18 protein-coding genes are annotated in these 21,193 nt (G+C 34.2%); 10 read left to right on the plus strand and 8 right to left on the minus strand.

Going from position 1 to position 21,193, the window contains the following annotated elements; translation table 11 throughout:
• Positions 1-161: 161 nt before the first annotated feature.
• From FNW38_RS14780 to FNW38_RS14810, 7 genes are all read left to right on the plus strand, one after another.
• On the plus strand, positions 162-1,310 hold the full coding sequence (locus FNW38_RS14780; protein WP_143387263.1) for a DNA polymerase III subunit: 1,149 nt from the start codon (positions 162-164) through the stop codon (positions 1,308-1,310).
• A 4-nt stretch (positions 1,311-1,314) separates the two neighbouring features.
• Positions 1,315-1,698: a DoxX family membrane protein gene (locus tag FNW38_RS14785; RefSeq protein ID WP_143387264.1), complete on the plus strand. Its 384-nt coding sequence runs from the start codon at positions 1,315-1,317 to the stop codon at positions 1,696-1,698.
• 46 nt (positions 1,699-1,744) lie between these two features.
• Entirely contained in the window at positions 1,745-2,254 is a 510-nt protein-coding gene (locus FNW38_RS14790; RefSeq protein WP_143387265.1) for an acyl-CoA thioesterase, read from the plus strand.
• A gap of 205 nt (positions 2,255-2,459) precedes the next feature.
• Complete coding sequence (recA, locus tag FNW38_RS14795) at positions 2,460-3,467, plus strand: recombinase RecA (RefSeq protein WP_035674074.1); 1,008 nt, start codon at positions 2,460-2,462, stop codon at positions 3,465-3,467.
• A gap of 134 nt (positions 3,468-3,601) precedes the next feature.
• Positions 3,602-4,015 carry a hypothetical protein gene (locus FNW38_RS14800; RefSeq protein WP_144064910.1) on the plus strand — a complete coding sequence of 138 codons (414 nt, stop codon included), beginning with the start codon at positions 3,602-3,604 and terminating at the stop codon, positions 4,013-4,015.
• A gap of 17 nt (positions 4,016-4,032) precedes the next feature.
• A complete protein-coding gene (locus FNW38_RS14805) occupies positions 4,033-4,575 on the plus strand; it encodes an RNA polymerase sigma factor (protein WP_144064909.1) in 543 nt (180 codons plus the stop codon).
• The gene (locus FNW38_RS14810) at positions 4,572-6,005 is read left to right on the plus strand and encodes a porin family protein (RefSeq protein WP_144064908.1); all 1,434 of its coding nucleotides are present in this window, start codon (positions 4,572-4,574) and stop codon (positions 6,003-6,005) included. Before FNW38_RS14805 ends, FNW38_RS14810 begins: the two co-directional genes overlap by 4 nt.
• Here the strand turns inward: FNW38_RS14810 and FNW38_RS14815 are convergent.
• Positions 5,968-6,744 (minus strand): lysophospholipid acyltransferase family protein, encoded by a 777-nt coding sequence (locus FNW38_RS14815; RefSeq protein WP_144064907.1) that lies wholly within the window; start codon positions 6,742-6,744, stop codon positions 5,968-5,970. The two genes, FNW38_RS14810 and FNW38_RS14815, sit on opposite strands and share 38 nt — an antisense overlap.
• Before the next feature lie 138 nt (positions 6,745-6,882).
• On the opposite strand from FNW38_RS14815, the gene trpS reads away from it, so the two are divergent.
• Positions 6,883-7,857 (plus strand): tryptophan--tRNA ligase, encoded by a 975-nt coding sequence (trpS, locus tag FNW38_RS14820; protein ID WP_143387270.1) that lies wholly within the window; start codon positions 6,883-6,885, stop codon positions 7,855-7,857.
• Positions 7,858-7,995: 138 nt separating this feature from the next.
• Here trpS and dprA read toward each other — a convergent pair whose 3' ends face one another.
• The gene (gene dprA / locus FNW38_RS14825; protein WP_143387271.1) at positions 7,996-9,096 is read right to left on the minus strand and encodes a DNA-processing protein DprA; all 1,101 of its coding nucleotides are present in this window, start codon (positions 9,094-9,096) and stop codon (positions 7,996-7,998) included.
• A gap of 102 nt (positions 9,097-9,198) precedes the next feature.
• On the opposite strand from dprA, the gene FNW38_RS14830 reads away from it, so the two are divergent.
• Both FNW38_RS14830 and FNW38_RS14835 read left to right on the plus strand, forming a co-directional pair.
• A complete protein-coding gene (locus FNW38_RS14830) occupies positions 9,199-10,143 on the plus strand; it encodes an HU domain-containing protein (protein WP_144064906.1) in 945 nt (314 codons plus the stop codon).
• 113 nt (positions 10,144-10,256) lie between these two features.
• Positions 10,257-10,550 carry a nucleotidyltransferase family protein gene (locus FNW38_RS14835; protein WP_144064905.1) on the plus strand — a complete coding sequence of 98 codons (294 nt, stop codon included), beginning with the start codon at positions 10,257-10,259 and terminating at the stop codon, positions 10,548-10,550.
• Between the two features lie 232 nt (positions 10,551-10,782).
• Here the strand turns inward: FNW38_RS14835 and FNW38_RS14840 are convergent, their stop codons facing one another.
• The 6 genes from FNW38_RS14840 to FNW38_RS14865 form a co-directional block, all read right to left on the minus strand.
• Positions 10,783-13,059, minus strand: a complete 2,277-nt coding sequence (locus tag FNW38_RS14840) for a helix-turn-helix domain-containing protein (RefSeq protein ID WP_144064904.1) — start codon at positions 13,057-13,059, stop codon at positions 10,783-10,785.
• A 293-nt stretch (positions 13,060-13,352) separates the two neighbouring features.
• Positions 13,353-13,916 carry an OmpH family outer membrane protein gene (locus FNW38_RS14845; protein WP_143387275.1) on the minus strand — a complete coding sequence of 188 codons (564 nt, stop codon included), beginning with the start codon at positions 13,914-13,916 and terminating at the stop codon, positions 13,353-13,355.
• Positions 13,917-14,161: 245 nt separating this feature from the next.
• Positions 14,162-15,010, minus strand: coding sequence for a class I SAM-dependent methyltransferase (locus tag FNW38_RS14850; protein ID WP_143387276.1), 849 nt, complete (start codon positions 15,008-15,010; stop codon positions 14,162-14,164).
• A 218-nt stretch (positions 15,011-15,228) separates the two neighbouring features.
• Complete coding sequence (gene mnmG, locus FNW38_RS14855; protein ID WP_144064903.1) at positions 15,229-17,100, minus strand: tRNA uridine-5-carboxymethylaminomethyl(34) synthesis enzyme MnmG; 1,872 nt, start codon at positions 17,098-17,100, stop codon at positions 15,229-15,231.
• Between the two features lie 151 nt (positions 17,101-17,251).
• The gene (ybeY, locus tag FNW38_RS14860) at positions 17,252-17,671 is read right to left on the minus strand and encodes an rRNA maturation RNase YbeY (RefSeq protein ID WP_144064902.1); all 420 of its coding nucleotides are present in this window, start codon (positions 17,669-17,671) and stop codon (positions 17,252-17,254) included.
• Entirely contained in the window at positions 17,668-20,973 is a 3,306-nt protein-coding gene (locus FNW38_RS14865; RefSeq protein ID WP_144064901.1) for a DUF4175 family protein, read from the minus strand. The genes ybeY and FNW38_RS14865 overlap by 4 nt, the downstream gene beginning before the upstream one ends.
• Positions 20,974-21,193: the final 220 nt, after the last annotated feature.

Here is a 21,193-nt window from a genome sequence, read left to right on the forward strand (position 1 = left end):
AATAACAAGTGCTTTTATCTTTTTTAAGTCTTTTTTACCCAAAAAAAGTTAATTTTTATCTTAAAAAACAGCACTTATTCAATGTCATTTTTAAACATACTTTTACTGAAACTTTGCATCCTAAAATTTTAGACTAAACCATTTTCTTCTATCTTTGCTTCATGCAATTTTCAGAAATTTTAGGACAAGAACACATTAAAAGTCATTTGACAAAAAGTGCTGATTTGGGCAGAATTCCCCATGCACAATTGTTTGTTGGTCCTGAGGGAAGCGGTACTTTACCTATGGCGATTGCTTATGCACAATACATTATCTGCAGCAATCAAAACTCAGAAAACTCGGGTTCAAACGAAGCTTGCAACATCAAATTCCAAAAAACTTCGCATCCGGATTTGCATTTTATTTACCCAACTGTAAGTACCGAAGATGTAAAAACGAAACCAAAAAGCATCGATTTTATCACGGAATGGAGAGAATTTTTAAACCAAAATTCATACGGAAGTTTGTTTGATTGGTACCAAACCCTTGGTGTTAAAAATAAACAAGGAGAAATCAGGGTTGACGATGCCCAGGAAATCTTGAAATCTTTGGCTTTAAAATCCTACGAAGGCGGCTACAAAGTAATGATTATTTGGATGGCCGATAAATTAAATATTGCCGCTTCCAATAAATTATTGAAATTACTGGAAGAACCTACAGACAGAACGGTTTTCATCTTGATTTCAGAAAATGAAGAAGATATAATTCAAACCATTCGTTCCCGATGCCAAGTCTTACATTTTAATGGTTTGAGTGAAAAAGTTATCACCGAAGCCTTAGTTTCTAAAGAAAATACAGAGCCTAAAACGGCTTTAAAAATAGCGCATCAAGCACAAGGAAATTATAACAAAGCACTGCAATTATTACAACCGGATAGCGAATCTGTTTTTTTCGAAAAATGGTTTGTTGATTGGGTTCGTGCCGCTTTTAGAGCCAAAGGAAATGCGGCAGCCATTCAGGATTTGATTCAATGGAGCGAGCAAATTGCCAGTTTAGGAAGAGAAACCCAAAAGAAATTTTTACATTTTTGTATCGATATGTTCCGTCAGGCTTTATTGCTGAATTATCAAACGGCAAGCTTGGTTTACATGGAACCACAAGTGGAGAAATTCAAACTGGAGAATTTTGCCCCTTTTGTAAATGGCAACAATATAAATGATATTTTTAAAGAACTTTCGGATGCAATGTATCATATTGAACGCAACGGAAATGCAAAAATTATTTTGACCGATTTATCTATAAAACTTACCCGTTTAATTCACAAAAAATAAAAACATGAACAACATTACTTCTATTTTAATTTTGATTTTTCTGGCTATTACTTTTCTGCAATCCGGTTACGACAAACTGTTTTATTGGAAAGATAATGTTGACTGGTTAAAAGGTCATTTTGCTAAAACACAATTAAAAAACCAAGTGCCTCTGGCTTTACTGAATATTTTAATTTTAGAATTAATCTCAGGTATTTTATGTGTGGTTGGCTGCATCGAATTATTGGTAAACAATGGAAGAATATTTGGCTTTTACGGAGCGGTTTTCTCCTGCATCACTTTATTGATGTTGCTTTTCGGACAAAGATTAGCCAAAGATTATGATGGTGCCAGAACGATTGTTATCTATTTTATACCAGCTATATTGGCCGTTTATTGGTTAAACTAGAAACCACAATATTATTTAAAACAACACTTACTTTTTATACAAAAAAATGACTCCAAAACATCCTTCAGAATCCCTGACGATATTAACCGATTTGGTTTTACCGAGCGAAACCAATCCTTTGAATAATCTTTTTGGTGGCGAATTGTTAGCCCGAATGGATCGCGCAGCGAGTATTGCAGCCGGAAGACATTCCCGAAGAATAACCGTGACCGCATCCGTAAATCACGTGGCGTTTAACAGAGCTATTCCACTGGGAAGTGTCGTAAATGTTGAGGCTAAAGTCTCCAGATCTTTCAGAAGTTCAATGGAAATATTTATTGACGTTTGGGTAGAAGACAGACAATCTGGAAACCGTACCAAAGCCAATGAGGCCATTTATACTTTTGTAGCTGTTGATGAAAGTGGAAGACCTGTAGAAGTCCCACAAATAATTCCAGAAACAGAACTGGAAAAACAACGCTTTGATGCTGCATTAAGACGCAAACAACTCAGTTTAGTTTTAGCCGGAAAAATGAACCCTCACGACGCCACTGAATTGAAGGCGCTGTTCCAGTAACAAGCATAATTAACTTGTTTTGTTTTTATTAAAATTTAGATATTGAAAATATTCTTGAAAGAGAAAATTTACATTAAAAAAAGAAGTATTTTTACGAAAACAAATGTTCTTACATAAATGAAATTTTCAGGATAATTAGTCACCCTGTCAATTTCTTACAGTTATAAAATAATACAAATAGATGAAAGAAAAGGTAAAAGAGAAGATGAGTACAGAGAAAGAATCCAAATTAAAAGCGCTACAACTTACGCTTGACAAACTAGACAAAACGTACGGAAAAGGAACCGTAATGAAAATGGGAGATAAAGCCATTGAGGAAGTAGAAACTATTTCTTCTGGGTCTTTAGGGATTGATTTAGCATTAGGGGTTGGAGGGTATCCAAGAGGAAGAATTATTGAAATATACGGTCCAGAATCGTCTGGAAAAACAACTTTGACGCTTCATGCCATTGCTGAGGCTCAAAAAGCCGGTGGAATTGCTGCTTTTATTGATGCAGAACATGCTTTCGACAGAAATTATGCTGAGAAATTGGGAGTAGACATTGAAAACCTAATCATTTCTCAACCAGATAATGGGGAACAAGCTTTAGAAATTGCTGAAAACCTGATTCGTTCAGGAGCAATTGACATTGTTGTAATTGACTCGGTTGCCGCTTTGACTCCAAAAAGTGAAATCGAAGGCGAAATGGGAGATTCTAAAATGGGTCTTCATGCACGTTTGATGTCTCAAGCATTGCGTAAATTAACAGGAACGATCAGCAAAACGCATTGTACCGTTTTCTTCATCAATCAATTAAGAGAGAAAATTGGAGTAATGTTCGGTAATCCAGAAACTACAACTGGTGGAAACGCACTGAAGTTTTACGCTTCGGTTCGTTTAGACATCCGTCGTTCCACTCAAATAAAAGATGGTGACAATGTACTTGGAAACAGAACCAAAGTAAAAGTGGTGAAAAACAAAGTCGCTCCGCCTTTTAAAATTGCTGAATTTGACATCATGTATGGTGAAGGAATTTCAAAAACAGGAGAAATTTTAGATCTTGCAGTAGAATTTGAAATCATCAAAAAAGCGGGATCTTGGTTCAGTTATGGTGAAACCAAATTAGGTCAAGGCCGTGATGCTGTTAAGTCTTTAATAAAAGACAATCCGGAATTAGCGGATGAATTAGAAGAAAAAATTAAAGCCAGAATAAAAGAATTAGCAGAAGCATAAAACTAAAACCCGAAAAATTTTTCGGGTTTTTTTATTTTTACACGCAACCTTTTTCAAAAATTTTTATCTAATAAAAAAAACAGCCTCAACCTCATTTGAAGAAGCTGATTATTATAAATTTAAAAAATGAAAAAATGAAAAAATTTGCCCTGTTTATTCTGTTAATTACAACCCTGACAGGATGTACTCTTGATAATGACAATCGAGATTCCTACACCTATAAAGTGCTTCCTGTTGATAGTTATACCCTGCCTGAAAAATTTACATTGGGAAATACGTATGAAATAAAATTAAAATATACAAAACCTACTGAATGTCATTATTTTCAAGGCATCTATTATAGTAAAGACCTCAATATACGAACCATAGCCATTCAAACAGCTGTAAATAACAACCCAGTTTGCACGCAATCAATCCCAGCGCAGTCGGAGATTTCTTTTAATTTTTATGTAACAAATACCGGATCTTATATTTTCAAATTTTATAAAGGAAAAGATGCCGCTGGTATAGAACTTTTTGAAGAAGTAGAAATTCCTGTAGTCAACTAACAAATAGAATAAATTCTGTGGGATTAGATCAAATAATTAATGACTGTAAAAAAAATTACCCCAAAGCTCAAGAACAATTGTACCAATTGTTTGCTAAAAAGTTTTTTGGGGTATGCTTAAAGTATTCCAGTAATTATGCGGATGCCCAAGACAATTTACAAGATGGATTTTTAATTATCTTCAGAAAAATAGAACAGTTTAGCGGCAAAGGCTCTTTTGAAGGCTGGGCCAAAAGAATAATGATAAATAATGCACTCCAAAAATACAGAGGTGTTCGGTATATGGAGGTTATAAATGAAAATATTCCTGATACAGCTATTGAAGTTGACGACGAGAACATTTCTATCGATTATTTAATGCAAATTATTCAAGAATTACCCGACCAGTATCGATTAGTCTTCAGCCTCTACGTTCTCGATGGATATTCTCATAAAGAGGTCGCAGAAATGCTTAAAATAACAACAGGAACCACAAAATCCAATCTTGCCAGGGCACGATTGATTTTAAAAGAGAAAATAGAAGCGTACACAAGAATTGAAATAAAGTCATTGGCAAAATGAACGATAAAAAAAACATAGACCGACTGTTTCAAGAAAGATTCAAAGATTTTGAAGCAGAACCAAACAATCAGGTTTGGATAAACATAGAAGCGGCTTTAAATGAAAAAGAAAAAGAACGAAAAATAATTCCGTTTTGGATGCAATTTTCAGGAATTGCCGCTGCTTTTATTTTAGGTTTATTTGCCTTGAACACGGTTTTAAAAACGAATCCTGAAATTGAAAACAGTATCGTTTTAGACACAAAAGTTTTAATAAATTCTCCTGAACACAAGGATTCTATTCCAAATAAAATGGAAAAAGAAACAAATCCTTTCGATATAAAAAACAGTCAACAAGTAGTAATAACTAACCCAAAAACCGTTAGAAACCATGAAAAAGAAATTACACCTTTTACTCCATCAAAAGCCGCTGATGACAAAAAAAAGAATCAGAATAATACTAACCTTTATTTCTCAAAAAATCATCCACCGATAAAACAAACAGCGAGTGGTAAAGGCGTCATTAATTACAACTCATTAATTGCAGATAAAAACAGTGCGCAAAATACAAACTCGTTTGAGAACATTCAAAATCAAACGCTGGAAAAAAAGGCGTTCCAAGAGAAAAACGATTCTAAAATTGCAGTAATAGAATCTAAAAAACAACCCTCAATTATTCTGGAATCTCCAAACGAATTAGAGGAAATTCTAAAAAAGAAAGAAGAAGAAAAACAAACTGTAGTTCTTAAAAACAAATGGCAAATTGTTCCTAATGTAGCTGCAGTGTATCTGAATTCAAATTCGGGTGGATCGGCTATTGATCCTCAATTCTCAGAGAATCAAAAAACTGCCGATAACAGCCTAAGTTTTGGTATTGGAGTGAATTATGCTGTTTCTAAAAAAATAGCCTTACGAACCGGAATTAACAAGCTCACATTGGGATATAATACAAATAACGTGGTCTATTCAGCTGGTTTATCAAACAATAATTTGGCGAATATTAGTTATACCTCAAATGCATTAATTGAGATTAAAAACGAAGCCGCCCTTAATACACTAATAACTTTCGAAAAAGACCTGCAAAAAACAAATACAGGTGCATTAAACCAGAAAATGGGCTATTATGAAGTGCCTTTGGAACTTTCTTATGCAGTTTTAAACAAGAAATTTGGTATTAACGTCATTGGAGGAATAAGTACGTTATTTCTAAATCAAAATAAAATATCATTAGTTTCATCTGACACTAATGTGAAATTAGGAGAAGCACAAAATTTAAACCAAATCCATTTTAGTACCAATGTTGGGTTGGGATTTAAATACCAATTAGTAAAATCATTTCAAATAAATTTTGAACCTATGGTTAAATATCAATTGAATACGTACTCCAGAGATTCTGGAAACTATAAACCTGTTTTTATTGGATTATACTCTGGTATAAGTTATACTTTTTAGTTTTATCAAATACTATTAATTGACTATAAATTATTTCCCGTACTTCCTCCCGAATTTCTTTCCGGTCTACCCCTTTTTTACCCAAAGTTTCCACGTGTGAATGTATTTTAACCCGCATAAGTCCGGGACTCCCACTAAAAAAAGTGTAGGAAAATCTTTTTTTATTGTCAGCAAAAGTAATGGGAACTATAGGTATTTGATGTTCAATTGCCAATCGAAAGGCACCATCTTTAAAAGTATCCAATATAACAGATTCATTATCTGGAACTCCACCTTCGGGGAAAATACAAATACTTAATCCTTGGTTTATCCTCTTTTGTGCCCGATTAAAAACTTCCATTCTACTTTTAGAACAACTTCTATCTACCAAAATACAGGTTCTTTTGTAGAAAAATCCAAATAAAGGAATTTTTGACAATTCTTTTTTACCCACAAAAACAAAAGGATTTCTAATTGTAGCGAGCATCAGCATAATATCTACCATAGAAGTATGATTGGCAACAATCATATAGCTGCTATCCCATCTCAGTCCTTGATTTTTGTCTATTTTGTAATAAAAACCCATTCCGAAAAGAATGATTTTTGCCCAAATACGGGCCATCTTAAAAAAGTAAGGATAACCACTTTCAGTCAAAATAGAAAGCACTAAAAAAGGAAACATCACAAGTATAGGAATGGCCATTAAAACATAAAACCATATGCGCCAAAGTGTCCAAAAAATAATTTTCAATCCTCTCATAAGGTCAAAAATAAGGAATCATATGTTAATATTATTAAAAGAATTAAATTTGAAACCTATTTAGTACTATAAAAACCTAAAAACCTTGTGAACTTTGCGAAAATCTTTGCGAACTTTGCGATCAAGAAAAAAAACATAATGGCAAAAATACTTACTGGTGTTCAAAGTACAGGAACTCCGCATTTAGGAAACTTACTTGGCGCAATCATTCCCGCAATAGCATTATCAAATAAATCCGAAAACGAATCGTTTCTTTTTATAGCCGATTTACACTCGATAACACAAATAAAAAACGGTGAAACCTTAAGAACAAATACCTACAGTACTGCAGCTGCATGGCTTGCCTGTGGTTTGAATGTGGATAAAGTAGTTTTCTACAGACAATCGGATGTGCCACAAACAGCGGAATTATCTTGGTATTTGAGTTGTTTTTTTCCTTTTCAACGCTTAACATTAGCCCATTCCTTCAAAGACAAAGCCGATAGACTGGAAGATGTCAATGCTGGTTTGTTCTCCTATCCAATGTTGATGGCCGCGGATATTTTATTATACGATGCCGAGCTGGTTCCCGTGGGGAAAGACCAATTACAACACCTCGAAATTACACGTGATGTGGCATCTCGTTTCAACCACCAGATGGGAGAAACTTTTGTGATTCCTGAAGCAAAAATCCAGGAAGACAATATGTTAATTCCTGGTACCAATGGCGGTAAAATGAGTAAATCAGCAAATAACATTATTAATATATTTCTAGACGACAAATCTTTGCGCAAGCAAGTGATGAGTATTGAAACCGACAGCACGCCACTGGAAGATCCAAAAAATCCTGAAACTTGTAATGCATTTGCCATTTATAAATTATTGGCAAATGAAGAACAAATAGCAACTATGACCGCCAATTACTTAGGTGGGAATTACGGGTACGGTCACGCTAAACAAGCTTTGTTTGAATTGATAACAGAGACATTCAAAACCGAAAGAGAAAAATACAATTATTACATGAACAACCTTCCTGAAGTAGATGGATTACTCAAAAAAGGAGCCGAAAAAGCAGCAGTTGTTGCCAATCGCGTTTTGAGCAGAGTAAGAGAAAAATTGGGATTTGAGGTTTAAAATTAGGATTTTATTTTCCTAATTTATAGGATTTTATATTTCTTATCTGGTTATAAAAACAGATTAATTTGTTAAACCATTTAAGAAATATAAGGTTACATAAGATAAAAGAGATTGAAATAAAGGTAATTCATAAATCTAAATTGCCTCAAACAATTTCCCAGGCAAAGGTCGAATCACCCCTTTCAGTTCCATATTCAAAAGCATTCCTGAAATCCTGTAAATAGGAAAATCACAACGCAAGGCAATAATATCCATTACTTCTTTTCCGGTTTTTAGAAGATAATCATATACTTTTTGCTCATCTTCTTCTAAAGTCACAAACAATTGTTTTTGCACGGGCTTTGTTTCTTTCTCTAAGTCCCAATTCAGGATATAAATTAAATCCGCTGCGCTGGTGAGCACATTTGCCTTTTGGGTTTTTATCAGGTTGTTGCACCCTTGGCTGTATTTATCGGTAACACGTCCTGGAACGGCAAAAACATCGCGGTTGTAATCATTTGCCATGTTGGCCGTAATCAATGAACCACCTCTATCCGCTGACTCAATTACGATGGTAGCTTCAGACATACCCGCAACAATTCTGTTTCTTCGAACAAAGTTTTCTTTATCAGGATTTGAGGAACTCCAAAACTCGGTCATGAAACCACCGTTTTGTTCTACTTTGGCGACATATTTTTTATGGGTTTTGGGGTATATTTGGTTCAAACCATGAGCAACAACCCCTATCGTTTGTAAATTGTTTTCCATCGCCAATTGATGCGCCACGATATCAACACCGTAAGCAAAACCACTAACAATTATGGGATCCAGCGGTGCTAAATCTTCAATCAGTTTTCTACAAAATTCAGTTCCGTACGATGTAATTTGGCGCGTTCCTACAATGCTGATTATTCTTCTGTTTTTTAAATTAATATTTCCCAAAGTGAATAATAAAAGTGGTCCGTCAATACAATGTTTCAACCGTTCCGGATATTCTTCGTCCTGAAAATAAACCACATTGATTTCATTTGTTTTTATAAACTCCAGTTCCTGAGTAGCTTTTTCGAAAACAGATTTGTCCTTTAAATTTTTCAGTAACATAGAACCCACACCATCAATTGCCGCAAGTTGTCCTGTTTTGGTATTGAAGACTGCTTCCGCACTTCCGCAATGGGTTAACAATTTTTTGGCCATAATATCACCAACTCCTTCTACTCTTTGTAATGCCAATAAATAAAATAAATCTTGTTCTTTCATGCTAATCATTTGTGGGTGAAATGTATAAATTTTTATGCGGATTGTTAATAAAAATTGTGAATAAAATTTTGATAACTATTTTCGTTGTATAACTTTGTAAGTATGAAAATCGAACTATACATCGCGCAGCTTTTATATCGTTATCAATGTGTAACCGTTCCGGGTTTCGGAGCTTTTTTGACCGAAACTCAGTCGGCTCAGCTGAATGAAAGCACGAATACGTTTTCTCCACCAAAAAAAATGATTTCTTTCAATGCTAATCTAAAGAATAATGATGGATTATTAGCGAATCATATTGCTCAAGCTGAAAAAACATCTTATGAATATGCCGTAAGCGCCATTCAATATGAAGTTTTTAATTGGAAAAAAGCATTACAGGAAAATAATCTTTTTTCTATAAAAAACGTAGGTGATCTTTGTTTGAATGCCGATAATAATTTGGTTTTCACGCCTTACGATCAAACCAATTATTTGACAAGTTCTTTTGGCTTAGCTCCTTTCGTTTCTCCTCTTGTAAAAAGAGAAATCTTTGAAAAACAAGTAATAGCAATCGAAGAAAAAGAAACAATTCAATTGGTTCCTGAAACAAGAACAGCAAGTCCATATTTAAAATATGCCGCGATTTTTGTATTAGGATTAGGTCTTACAGGAAGTGTTGGTTATTCTATTTACCAAAACCAAATCGCCTCAGAAACAATACTTGTTGAAACTGCTGTTCAAAAACAAGTTCAAAATAAAATTCAAGAAGCTACTTTCTTTATCAAAAGTCCAGTTCCAGCAGTAACGCTATCCGTTAAATCAGCTAAGGAAAAGAAAATGTCGTATCATATTATGGCTGGCGTTTATAGAGAAGAAAAAAATGCAAATAAGACATTTAATCAATTAATTCATTTAGGATACAAAGCCCGTCGTATTGCCCCTAATAAACATGGATTATTTCCTGTACTTTACGGAAGCTATGCCACAATTGCAGAAGCAGAAAAAGCAAAACAAGAAATTCAGAAAAAGCATAATCCAGAAGCTTGGATATTGATTGAATCACTATAATAAAAAACAAAAATTAATAAATTATCTCTTTTCGAGATAATTTAAAATTTTGTGATTCTTGATAGTTGATTAATTTTTAATTAATTCTACATCAATAAGTTAGGATTTAAAAAATGAAACTCCCTGCAAATCAAATTAATTTAATCAAGGATTTTTTTTCAAGACAACCCGTTTTGAAAGCCTATTTATTTGGTTCTTATTCAAGAGGTGAAGAAAATGAAAATAGTGATGTTGATTTATTGGTTGAATTAGACTATACACAACCTATTGGTCTGGAATTCATTCAAATGCAAATATATTTACAAAAATTACTTTCTAAAAAAGTAGATTTGGTTTCTGCAAGAGGATTGTCAAAATACATAAAGCCTATTCTAGACAAAGAAAAAAAACTAATTTATGCAAGATAGATATTCGTCACTATTTACATTAGAGTTTGTTTTTACGAAAAGCCAGGGCATTCTCTTTTAAAAAATTAATTCCTTTCAATATTTGAATTTCACAAAATCTGCCAAATCTGCGTGAAAATATTGGCACGCAGATCTTGCAGATTTACGCAGATTCTAAAGTACAAAAAATGATTTTTATTGAAAATAAAATCAAGATAGATTAGGTAATAAAGTAACTCTTTTCAGAATTGGGTTAGTTCAAATTCAAACTCGCTTTGAACATTCTCAACTCTTCCCAGGTAAATTTATCGCCGTATTTTTCTTTTAAAGGCGAAATTGACTCTTCTTTGTAACCATAAAACGCTTCGGTCAATTCCTGAATTTTATCTTCTGGTAAAACATCATTAATGCTTATTGTTTTTGCAATAATCAATTTGGTTAAATGCCCTAAAATAGTATCCTCAGTGAACTTTCTAATAGCAGCAATTTCCTTGATGGAATTCTTCTCCAGCCACAATTCATAGGTTTCCTGCACGGTAGATTTCTTAGGTTCTTTTTTATCTGATTTCTTTTTTGAAGTATAACGCTCAATATCTTTATCATCATCAATCAAAGTGATATTTAATTTCTTGAATTGATTTTGAATCGCTTCCGTTTTTCGGCTGATATAATTTTTAATTTCTGACGAAGTCAATTTCTCTTTCGAAATAGTTTCACCTGCAACAACCGTTTCTATCAATAATTTGGCCTTCATTAATCGCAGAACGGCTTTGGTTTGCAATTCTTCCACAACGATTAATTCATCGTAAAACGCTTTTACTTTTTTGATGCGTTTTACTTCCTCCAGTTTCCAAAGGATTTCAAAAACCAAATCGTCCATAGGTTTTAGGAAATAACTGAATGCTGCTTGAATTCTTTCCGAAATATGGTTTAAATCGGCGGTTTCCTGGCTGAAAAGCTTATTCAATTGTGATATGAATTTTTTGGATGGATCCAAAAGCTGTTCGATGACTTCCGTTTGTTTTTTGGCCCAAACGGCATGTTTGGATTTCTCTGAATTTTCTGATTTTTCTGTGTAACTGAATTTATGATTGCGCCATTCCTGAGCCAAATCACCCCAATCGAACGTGTTTATCAGATAGTTATGGATAAAATTTTTGGTTTCAAAATGCAATGCATTTTCTAGATACGAATCCGAAGCTTTGTTCAACGAATAATCCATCACATCCTGATCGTTAGAAATCCCGTTCATTTGCAGCGGAGAAAGCAAAATAAGACCCTCTAACGAGCGCAAACGCGACAACGCGACATATGCTTGTCCCGGAAGAAAAACTTGCGAAACATCAAGCGCAGCTTTATCAAAAGTCAATCCCTGGCTTTTATGAACCGTAATAGCCCACGCTAATTTTATCGGATAATGTACAAAAGTACCTAAAACCTCTTCTTCAATTTCTTTGGTCAATTCGTCTACTTTATAACGAATGTTTTGCCATTCATATTTTTCGACTTCTATGGTTTTGTTTTCTTCTGGAAAATGAACCAGAATTTCCTGACTCGAAAGCGATTTGATAATTCCCATTTTTCCATTGAAGTAGTTTTTGTCAAAGGACAAATCATTTTTTACAAACATGATTTGCGCTCCCACTTTCAACTGCAATTGTTGTTCCACCGGAAATATTTTTTCAGGAAAATCCCCAACAACATCTGGTTTATAAGTCACTAGCTTTCCTTCTAAATCTTCCAAAGCCTGCGCATTCATCGTATCGGCTTTGTTGTTATGTGTAGTTAAAGTGATGTATCCTTTATTGGCTTTTAAATCAAAATCCGGTTTTACGTATTGATTTAAGGTTTGAATGTCTTGCTGGGAAATTTGGTTGTTGCGTAAATTATTCAAAACCGAGATAAACGTATAGTCTGTCTGGCGAAAAATCTTGGATAATTCAATGTATAACGGTGGGTTTTGTTGCACGACGTGTGAATGGAAAAAGAATTTTCCTTTGTAATAAGTTCGTAGCGTTCTCCATTCTTCATCCCGAATTACTGGTGGCAACTGCAATAAATCGCCAATAAATAACACTTGAACGCCACCAAAAGGAGTGCTTTTTTTACGGACCGTTTGCATCATATAATCCATAGCGTCCAATAAATCAGCACGAAGCATACTGACTTCATCAATTACCAACAATTCCATATTCCGAATCACGGATTTCTTCAAACCGCTCATTTTAAAATGCCTGCGCAAAGTAGCTTTGGTTTCAAATTTGGTGCTTTCGGAAAATTGAGGCGAAGAATTGTCCGGAATAAATCCTCCAAACGGCAACTGAAACATGGAATGTATCGTTACACCGCCCGCATTTAACGCGGCAATTCCTGTAGGCGCAACAACAACTGTGTTCTTGTGCGTAGTTTGGATAATTTCGCGTAAAAGGGTAGTTTTTCCTGTTCCTGCTTTTCCGGTAAGAAAAACAGAGCGGTGGGTTTGATTGATGAATCGTAAAGTGTAGGCGGCGGCTTCTGAAATTGTTTGCATTTGGCGTATATATAGAGCTAAAGTATTGAAAATAGGATTAATATTTTAATTTTTGGACGACAATTTATATCTTGATTCCACTATTTTTTAGCCCCGATAGCAGCGGAAATCCTCGAGATTTAGAAAGTGATTTTTTCTAGCCGGAAAAGAGCGACCGCAGGAAGCTCCTTTTATGGATAAGAAAAAACGCTTTCTAAACGAGAGATTATAGCGAATAGCGGGAAATTGCTTCAAAAAAAATGCCTCCAATCTAAATTTAGACGAAGGCAATCTTTTGAATTAATATAAAAAAATTATTTTTTAGCTTCTGCTTTTTCTTCTGTTTTAGCAGGTGACTTGTATTTCTCATTTAACAATTTGATGATCTCTTTTGTGATATCAAATTTATCTTCAGCGTATAAAATCGAAGCGGCGTCGCCAGTTCCGTAGATGTATGCATATCCTTTCTCTTTACCGTATGTTTTGATGAATTTTTTCACACCACTTACTAAAGAATCCATTTCTTTTCCGCTTTCTTGTTGCAATTCTTGAGACAAAGCTTGTTGCGCATAACTCAATTGTTGCTCTCTTTTTTGCAATTCAGCACCTTTTTGTTGTGCCCAAGCTTGACCATTTGCTTGTGCTTGACTTTGAAAATTAGCTGCATCTTGTTTAAATCTTGCAATTTCAGCTTCTAATTGTCTGCCTTTTTCTTCTGCTCTTGCTTTATATTTTGCTTCAAGGTCTTTTGCCTCTGTATATTCTTTCATTAATTCAGAAGTGTCTACGTAAGCTGTTTTTACTTCCTTAACTTCTGCTGGTTTGTTACAAGATACAAGTGAAATTGAAAGTGCGATAATTACTAATGCTTTTTTCATTTTAGTTAATTTCTAATTTTTAAGTATTGGTGACAAAAATATAAAAAAATAGATAGCATTGACATAAAGTTTAAAAAATGCTAAATATTTATGATATAAGATTTTATTATTGTGATTAATGAATGTATAATTTATGACTATTAAAAATAGACTTCATATCTTTTAAATAAACCGATTAGTTTAAAAATCCGACAATCACCCTCAATTTCACCAAAAAACGCGCTTAAATGCACTTAAAATGAATTTTAGTTGTTTTTCAGGATGTAAATGTGTGAAGAATACTCAAAATTCTTCTTAGCTTCCCAATTAGATTGTAATCCGATAAAAAAGGCTTTTATAAAATTCATTTTTCCTGTTTTGTATTTTTCCGAAAGCAAGCTCACATAAAAAGAATCAAATTTCATAGGAAGCACTTTTACCAATTTCATTTCTTCTTTTTCGAAAAGCATTTTTATAGCCGTTTTAGAAAAATGCCAAAAATGAATCGGCACATCATAAGCAGCCCAAAACTTTCCGTAATGTTTTGCGTCGAAAGATTTAAAATTAGGAACGGCAATAATTAAAGTTCCGTTTGGCTTTAACAATCGTTTCAATTCTTTTATTTGGTTATCCAAATTAGGAACGTGTTCCAAAACATGCCACATCGAAATCACGTCAAAAGAATGATTTTCTAATTCGCTTGTTTTCCCAACAAATGAAACGCCTTTCTTTTTTGCAATAGCCTTTGCTTTTTCGCTTGGCTCCACTCCTATTGTATGCCAACCATTTTCTTTGGCCACTGATAAAAAATCTCCTGTTCCGGCACCAATATCTAAAACACTCCCTTTATTAGATTCTAGTGAATTGATTAAATTCAATTTGTTTTTAAGCGCAATGCTTTTAACAAAATGATACGCTTTTTCAAAGAAAGATCTTTTACTGTCTGTGTGTGAAATATAATCAACACTTTCGTAATATTTCCCTAAATTTTCTAAACTGGGTTGTGGAGATGTAATCAACATATCCAACTTCTCGTCATGATATAAGTCGAACATTTCCTGAGAAACGGAATGATCTTTAACGGTTAAAAAAGGCTGTTTGTTTAAAAAGTCCATTAATTAATATTGCTTTTATATTTTAATTTTAAACTAAACCCTGAAAACACCAAAGGATACTTTCAGGGCTGAATTATTTATTTTTGTAACTCTTCAATTATGCTAAGGCTTTACACCGTAGTTTCACGTGGAACAATCGGTTTAAGATTGTAGATTACCGACTTTTGATTACAGATTTAAATCAAAAATCGGTAATCTTAAATCTGCAATCATAAATCTTACCTTCCCATATAAATCAACAATACCGAAACATCGCTTGGCGAAACGCCGCTGATTCTTGAAGCTTGAGAAATCGTTACCGGACGAATCTTACTTAGTTTTTGCTTTGCTTCAATTGACATTGATTTTATTTTATTATAATCAAAATTCTCTGGGATTTTTACATCTTCCAATCGAGTCAATTTATCAGCGTTGTTTCTTTCTTTTTCGATATAACCGGAATACTTCACTTGAATTTCGGCTTGTTCCAAAATTTCCTGATCCAAATCATTCTCTGCAACATACGTAGCGACCTTTTCGAATTTCATTATATCTTCCAAATCAATTTGTGGACGAGAGAAAACTTTAAACATTTTGTCTCCTTGAGTAATCAGGGCCGTATCTTTTGATTCTAAAATAGGATTTGCTTCTGCAACCGAAACACTCGTTTCTTTGAAGAAAGCCACCATTTTTTCAGATTCATTTAATTTGTGCTCCATTCTGCGTAAACGCTTTTCAGAAGCCAATCCAATTTCATGCGACATAGGTGTTAATCTAAAATCGGCATTATCCTGACGAAGTAACGTTCTGTATTCAGCACGGGAAGTAAACATTCGATAGGGCTCTTCTGTCCCTTTGGTAATTAAATCGTCAATTAAAACTCCGATATAAGCCTCGTCTCTTTTTAAAACTAACGGGGCTTTTTCGTGCGCTTTTAAATGCGCATTTATTCCAGCCATCAATCCTTGGGAAGCCGCTTCCTCATATCCGGTTGTTCCGTTTATTTGTCCAGCAAAATATAATCCTTCCACTAATTTAGTTTCTAAAGTATGTTTCAACTGTGTTGGTGGAAAATAATCATATTCGATTGCATAACCCGGACGGAAAAATTTCACGTTCTCAAATCCTACAACGGAACGCAACGCTTTAAATTGAATATCTTCAGGAAGCGAAGTTGAAAAACCATTTACATAAACCTCACACGTATTCCATCCTTCTGGCTCCACAAATAATTGATGTCTTTCCTTATCAGCAAAACGATTAATTTTATCTTCGATGGACGGACAATATCTTGGCCCAAGGCTTTTTATTCTTCCGTTAAACATTGGTGAACGATCAAAACCTTCTCTCAAAATATCGTGAACATCAAGAGAGGTGTACGTCATGTGACACGATTTTTGAATAACCAGTGATGAAGTCACATCTGAATAAGAAAATTTATCTGGTTTAGCATCTCCTTTTTCTTCATTCATTTTAGAATAATCCAAAGAACGGCCATCCACTCTTGGAGGCGTTCCTGTTTTCATTCTTCCTGCTTGAAAACCTGCATTCACTAAATCTTCGGTAATTCCATAAGCAGCGCTCTCGCCTGCTCTTCCTCCACCAAATTGTTTTTCGCCAATATGAATCAAACCGTTTAGGAAAGTTCCATTCGTCAACACCACAGATTTAGATCGAATCTCCACTCCAAGCGAAGTACGAATCCCTTTAACTTTGCCATTTTCAATAATCAACCCTTTCACCATCTCCTGATAAAAATCAAGATTTTGAGTTCCTTCTAACATCATTCGCCATTCTTCTGCAAAACGCATACGGTCACTTTGAACTCTTGGCGACCACATCGCAGGCCCTTTGGATTTGTTCAGCATCTTGAACTGAATAGCAGTTCTATCCGAAACAATTCCAGAGTATCCGCCCAGCGCATCAATCTCACGCACAATTTGTCCTTTTGCAATTCCCCCCATCGCTGGGTTACATGACATCTGGGCAATATTCTGCAAGCTCATTGTTACCAATAAGGTTTTCGAACCCAAATTCGCAGCAGCAGCAGCAGCCTCAGAACCGGCATGTCCTGCGCCAACAACTATCACATCATATTCATCTAGAAACATCTTCTTGTATAATTTAACCCTTCAGTTGTATTCCAGGTTGTAATTTTGAAATCTATTTTTGTTTTGTTCCACGTGAAACATTGCATTATAAAATCTGCCGGTTATAAAAATGTTCCACGTGAAACACTTCGGCTTTGCATACTAAAAAAAATTACCGTTCCACGTGGAACAGCGCTAATTTTTCATCTTCTTTACTACGCATTAAAAGTTCATCGTCCTCACCTTTGTCTTTGTATCCACAGTAATGCAAAACTCCATGAACCAAAACACGCTTCAATTCATCTTCAAAAGGAACATTAAAATCAACAGCATTGTCTTTTACTCTTTCGATAGAAACAAAAACATCGCCACTCAACTCATTCCCCATCGTATAGTCGAAACTAATAATGTCTGTTAATGTGTCGTGATTAAGATATTCTAAATTGATTTTATGCAAATACTCATCGTCGCAAAAGATGTAGTTTATCTCTCCCTCTTTCTTGTTTTCTGAAGTAATAACATTAGACAACCAGAAAGCAATAGCTTCTTCATTGTCTAAATTAAAGTCGGTTTCGTAATTAAAATTGATCATTTTTTATTAAAATATTCTTGAACCTTTTGATTAAAATTCGAGCGCAAAGGTAAGGATTGTCTATTTAATATTTCTATGCTATTCAAATAATCTAATAAAGCAGCTGGCAGCGCATTAGATTGATTATTAAACTCCTTTTTATTGGTTTCTGATTGGCGCTTATTTTCCTCCCCTTGTTGTTGTAGAGCAGTATTTAATTTTAATAATTCCTGCTTCACATTTAGAATTTTTTGAAGGGTTTCGTTTTTAAATCCTTTGTTTAATAACTGCTTTTCAATTTGCTTCATTTGTTCCAAAGCATTTTTTCCATTACCTCCTAAACCTTGTTTATTTAGTTCATTTTCCAAAGCTTCACGCAACTGCTTTTGCTCTTTATAAATTTCCATTATGGCTTGGGCATCGCCTTCACCTCCATCGCCTTGTTGACTTCCATCTTCTCCAGATTTTTCTTCTTTACCGCTTTCCCCTTTTTGACCAGCACCTGGTTTCTGACCTTTTTTAATTCCTTCCTTCATCTTCTCACCTAAGCCTTCTTGTTTTTTTATAATATCCGGCAATTGCATTCCTTGTCCTTGACCTGGTTTTGGTTTTCCTGAACCCATTCCAGACAATGACATTTGCATATTATTAAGCATGTCACTAAGCATGTCTGCCAATTTATTCGCAGCAGCAATAGAATATTGCTGATGGGATAATCCTTTAGGAACTAAAGCATCGGATAAACTCTCTAAAGATTTGTCAATATTGTAATGTACATTGCCAATTTCTTTAGTCACCTCTTCGGCAATTTTAGGGTTTCTCAAAGACATCGCAAACAAACTGTCATCAACATGTTTGAACTGTTGTTTTAAATCCTGTTGGATTTTAATGTTTTTATTATAGCCTGGAGAACCTGCTTTATGTCCTTTAAACTGATTCATTAAATCTTCTTGTGATAAAGAAAACGCTAATAAATTGTCCAAAATTTGTCGCAACATAGCGACATCCTCTTGCAGTTGCTCCTTTTCATTTCCTTCCAAAGTTTGTGCCATTTTTGCCACCATCTCCTTCATCTTTTTAGAAGCACTTTTTTGATTTGGTTTCGCCTTATCTTTATTGTCTTTCTTCAATTCCTCAGCAGCTTTCTTTAAATCTTCATCGATACTTTTTTCTTTAGCGGCATCTTTAGGAAGATCCATTGGCGATTTTAATTCCTTATTCTCCTTTTCTAAATCTTTTAAATCTTCTTGAATTTTGTCAAAATCTGAATTGATATTTTCTTGTTTATCCAATTTGTTTTCCTTTTCATCATCGGATAATTTATCCTGCTTTTCTGAAAGTTTTTCCAATTTATCCCCTAATTGTTCCGCTTTCTTTTCTACATAATACTTCTTAGTCAGCTCGACTAATTGTTCTAAATTTTTAATTTGGTTTTTACTGTTTTGTTTAAATTTATCTAACTTGGAAAGTAGCTCTTCGTTTTTAATTTTATCATTCAGTTCTTTTAATTCATCCAATAACTTTTGGTTTTTATCCAAATCTTTATCGGCTTTATCCATTCGTTTTTGTAACTCTTCTTTTAACCCGTCCTTTTTATCGCTTTTTAATTTATCCAAATTATCTTTCATTTTCTCCGCAAACTGTTTCATCATTTCATCTTGTTGCTTCTGGCGTTTGATGAAATCATTTACTTTCTGCTGATCTTTGAATTCAAGATTGTCTTTTTCTTTTCCTGTTTTTTGCAATTTTTCAATTTCAGCAATTTGCTTGTCTTGGTTTTTTAAGGACTTTTCTAAACCGTTTATATTTTCATTTTGCTGTTGCAAAATTTCATCTTCTTTCTCTTCATCAGTGGAAACACGATTCGAGAAAACGGAAGATTTTGTGCTTTTAAAATGGTGAATGGCATCGTTGTCATACACTTCAAAATAATAGTCATACGAGACTCCTTGTTCTACCGGAAGATTGCTCGGAAACGAAAATACAAATTGATCAACAGCTGCTTTTTTAACAGCTATTGTTCCACGTTTAGCAGTTTGCGGTTTGTTTCTTTCGTAATATACAATCTGGAGTTTTGACAATCCATAATCATCCGAAATTTGCCCTAAAACATAGTTCCTTCCCACCTTCAAACTGTCTGGTGCATTGTTTACAGTAATCGCTGGAAACTGATCTTTGACAATGGTAAGCTGATAATTCAGTTTTTCGTAGTTTTTTACCTTATCATTTGAAGTAAGAATTTGATAATCTGTGTTTTGAAGTATATTTTTAGATAAAGTAAAGCTGTCTTCAGTTTTCGAAAAAGAAACAGTAGACTTACCGTCAATCCAATCTATTTTTTGAGTGGCTTGTGTATCCATTTTCCAAGTTACACGCGTTCCTTCGGGAATAATGGCGTTACCACTTCCTTTGATGTATTCTGGTTTTTTATTCAAATAAGAAGGGAAATTCAATTGCATTTCGAAATTAGCAATCGACGGAACCGTAATCACTTTCAATTCATAATCCGATGAAGAAACAGCATTGCCCTCCACGTGGAACAAAACCGCTTCAGAAGGTTTTAGAATTTTAAATTCAAACTCCCCTACTTTTGTGTTTTCCATAAAATAACTTTCATCCCCTATGAAAATCATGGCATTCTCAGGAACAACTTTACCTACTGTTTTAACTCGAAGTATAAAATCTTTTCCTTGTTCGGTTTGCAGGTTCGAATTTAAAACCACAAACTTAAAAGGAGCCGGAGGTAAAAAAGCCGAATTGAAATGCACTACTCTATTCAAACTTTGCGAAATCACATTGCTGTTACCGGAAAAATAAAAGAAAGCAAAAAACAAAATAGGAATTAGTGCCAACGGTAAATATTTCCGGTTTGTATTGAAATTTATGGCATTGCCAAAAGGGATCGGTTGTAACGCATTAGCTTTTTGTTCAATCGAAGCCACAAGCAATTCCGATTTATTCTGATGACTATCAGAATCTGCCAACTGCAGAAAATTAGTCAGCTTGTCGCTCACCTCTGTAAAATGATTCCCAATAATTGCCGAAGCTTGATTGTAATCTATTCCTTTTTGGAGTTTGAATAATTTAAAAATTGGAAACAAAATAAATAGGGACAACAAGTACACTTCAACTCCCACAAAGACCCAAAATAAAATCGTTCTTCCCATTGGCTTAAGCCAAAGAAAATATTCCACGAAAAGCGTAAATAGAAAATACAACAACCCTAAACCGATAAAGAAAATGATTCCTCGTATCAATTCATTCGTGTAAAACTTTCTGATAAAAGCTTCCAGTTTCTGGTAAATAAAATTTGACTGCTTCAAAATTTATAACATGTTTTTATAACCAATAAAAGTAACCATTTTTAAATTTAGTCCATGTTAAAAAAATAATAATCGAAAAAAGGATTAATTTATACCATTTTACTTTTGATTTTTACTGTAATAAAAAAACATCCCGTCTCTTCGGAGGGTACTGAAAAACCTCGTTTATTTTGATTAGCGTTCTTTTTTAGACAATAAAAAAACGCTTGTAACAGGATTT

The organism is Flavobacterium gawalongense, from assembly GCF_007097265.1.
Taxonomy (GTDB): Bacteria; Bacteroidota; Bacteroidia; order Flavobacteriales; family Flavobacteriaceae; genus Flavobacterium; species Flavobacterium gawalongense.

Excerpts from the sequence above, each read along its gene's own strand:
- FNW38_RS14850 (WP_143387276.1), bottom strand. The coding sequence starts at position 15,010 with ATGGACTTTTTAAACAAACAGCCTTTTTTAACCGTTAAAGATCATTCC.
- FNW38_RS14790 (WP_143387265.1), top strand. The coding sequence starts at position 1,745 with ATGACTCCAAAACATCCTTCAGAATCCCTGACGATATTAACCGATTTG.
- dprA (WP_143387271.1), bottom strand. The coding sequence starts at position 9,096 with ATGAAAGAACAAGATTTATTTTATTTATTGGCATTACAAAGAGTAGAA.
- FNW38_RS14830 (WP_144064906.1), top strand. The coding sequence starts at position 9,199 with ATGAAAATCGAACTATACATCGCGCAGCTTTTATATCGTTATCAATGT.
- trpS (WP_143387270.1), top strand. The coding sequence starts at position 6,883 with ATGGCAAAAATACTTACTGGTGTTCAAAGTACAGGAACTCCGCATTTA.
- FNW38_RS14835 (WP_144064905.1), top strand. The coding sequence starts at position 10,257 with ATGAAACTCCCTGCAAATCAAATTAATTTAATCAAGGATTTTTTTTCA.
- recA (WP_035674074.1), top strand. The coding sequence starts at position 2,460 with ATGAGTACAGAGAAAGAATCCAAATTAAAAGCGCTACAACTTACGCTT.
- mnmG (WP_144064903.1), bottom strand. The coding sequence starts at position 17,100 with ATGTTTCTAGATGAATATGATGTGATAGTTGTTGGCGCAGGACATGCC.
- FNW38_RS14800 (WP_144064910.1), top strand. The coding sequence starts at position 3,602 with ATGAAAAAATTTGCCCTGTTTATTCTGTTAATTACAACCCTGACAGGA.
- FNW38_RS14780 (WP_143387263.1), top strand. The coding sequence starts at position 162 with ATGCAATTTTCAGAAATTTTAGGACAAGAACACATTAAAAGTCATTTG.
- FNW38_RS14845 (WP_143387275.1), bottom strand. The coding sequence starts at position 13,916 with ATGAAAAAAGCATTAGTAATTATCGCACTTTCAATTTCACTTGTATCT.
- FNW38_RS14810 (WP_144064908.1), top strand. The coding sequence starts at position 4,572 with ATGAACGATAAAAAAAACATAGACCGACTGTTTCAAGAAAGATTCAAA.
- ybeY (WP_144064902.1), bottom strand. The coding sequence starts at position 17,671 with ATGATCAATTTTAATTACGAAACCGACTTTAATTTAGACAATGAAGAA.
- FNW38_RS14840 (WP_144064904.1), bottom strand. The coding sequence starts at position 13,059 with ATGCAAACAATTTCAGAAGCCGCCGCCTACACTTTACGATTCATCAAT.
- FNW38_RS14785 (WP_143387264.1), top strand. The coding sequence starts at position 1,315 with ATGAACAACATTACTTCTATTTTAATTTTGATTTTTCTGGCTATTACT.
- FNW38_RS14815 (WP_144064907.1), bottom strand. The coding sequence starts at position 6,744 with ATGAGAGGATTGAAAATTATTTTTTGGACACTTTGGCGCATATGGTTT.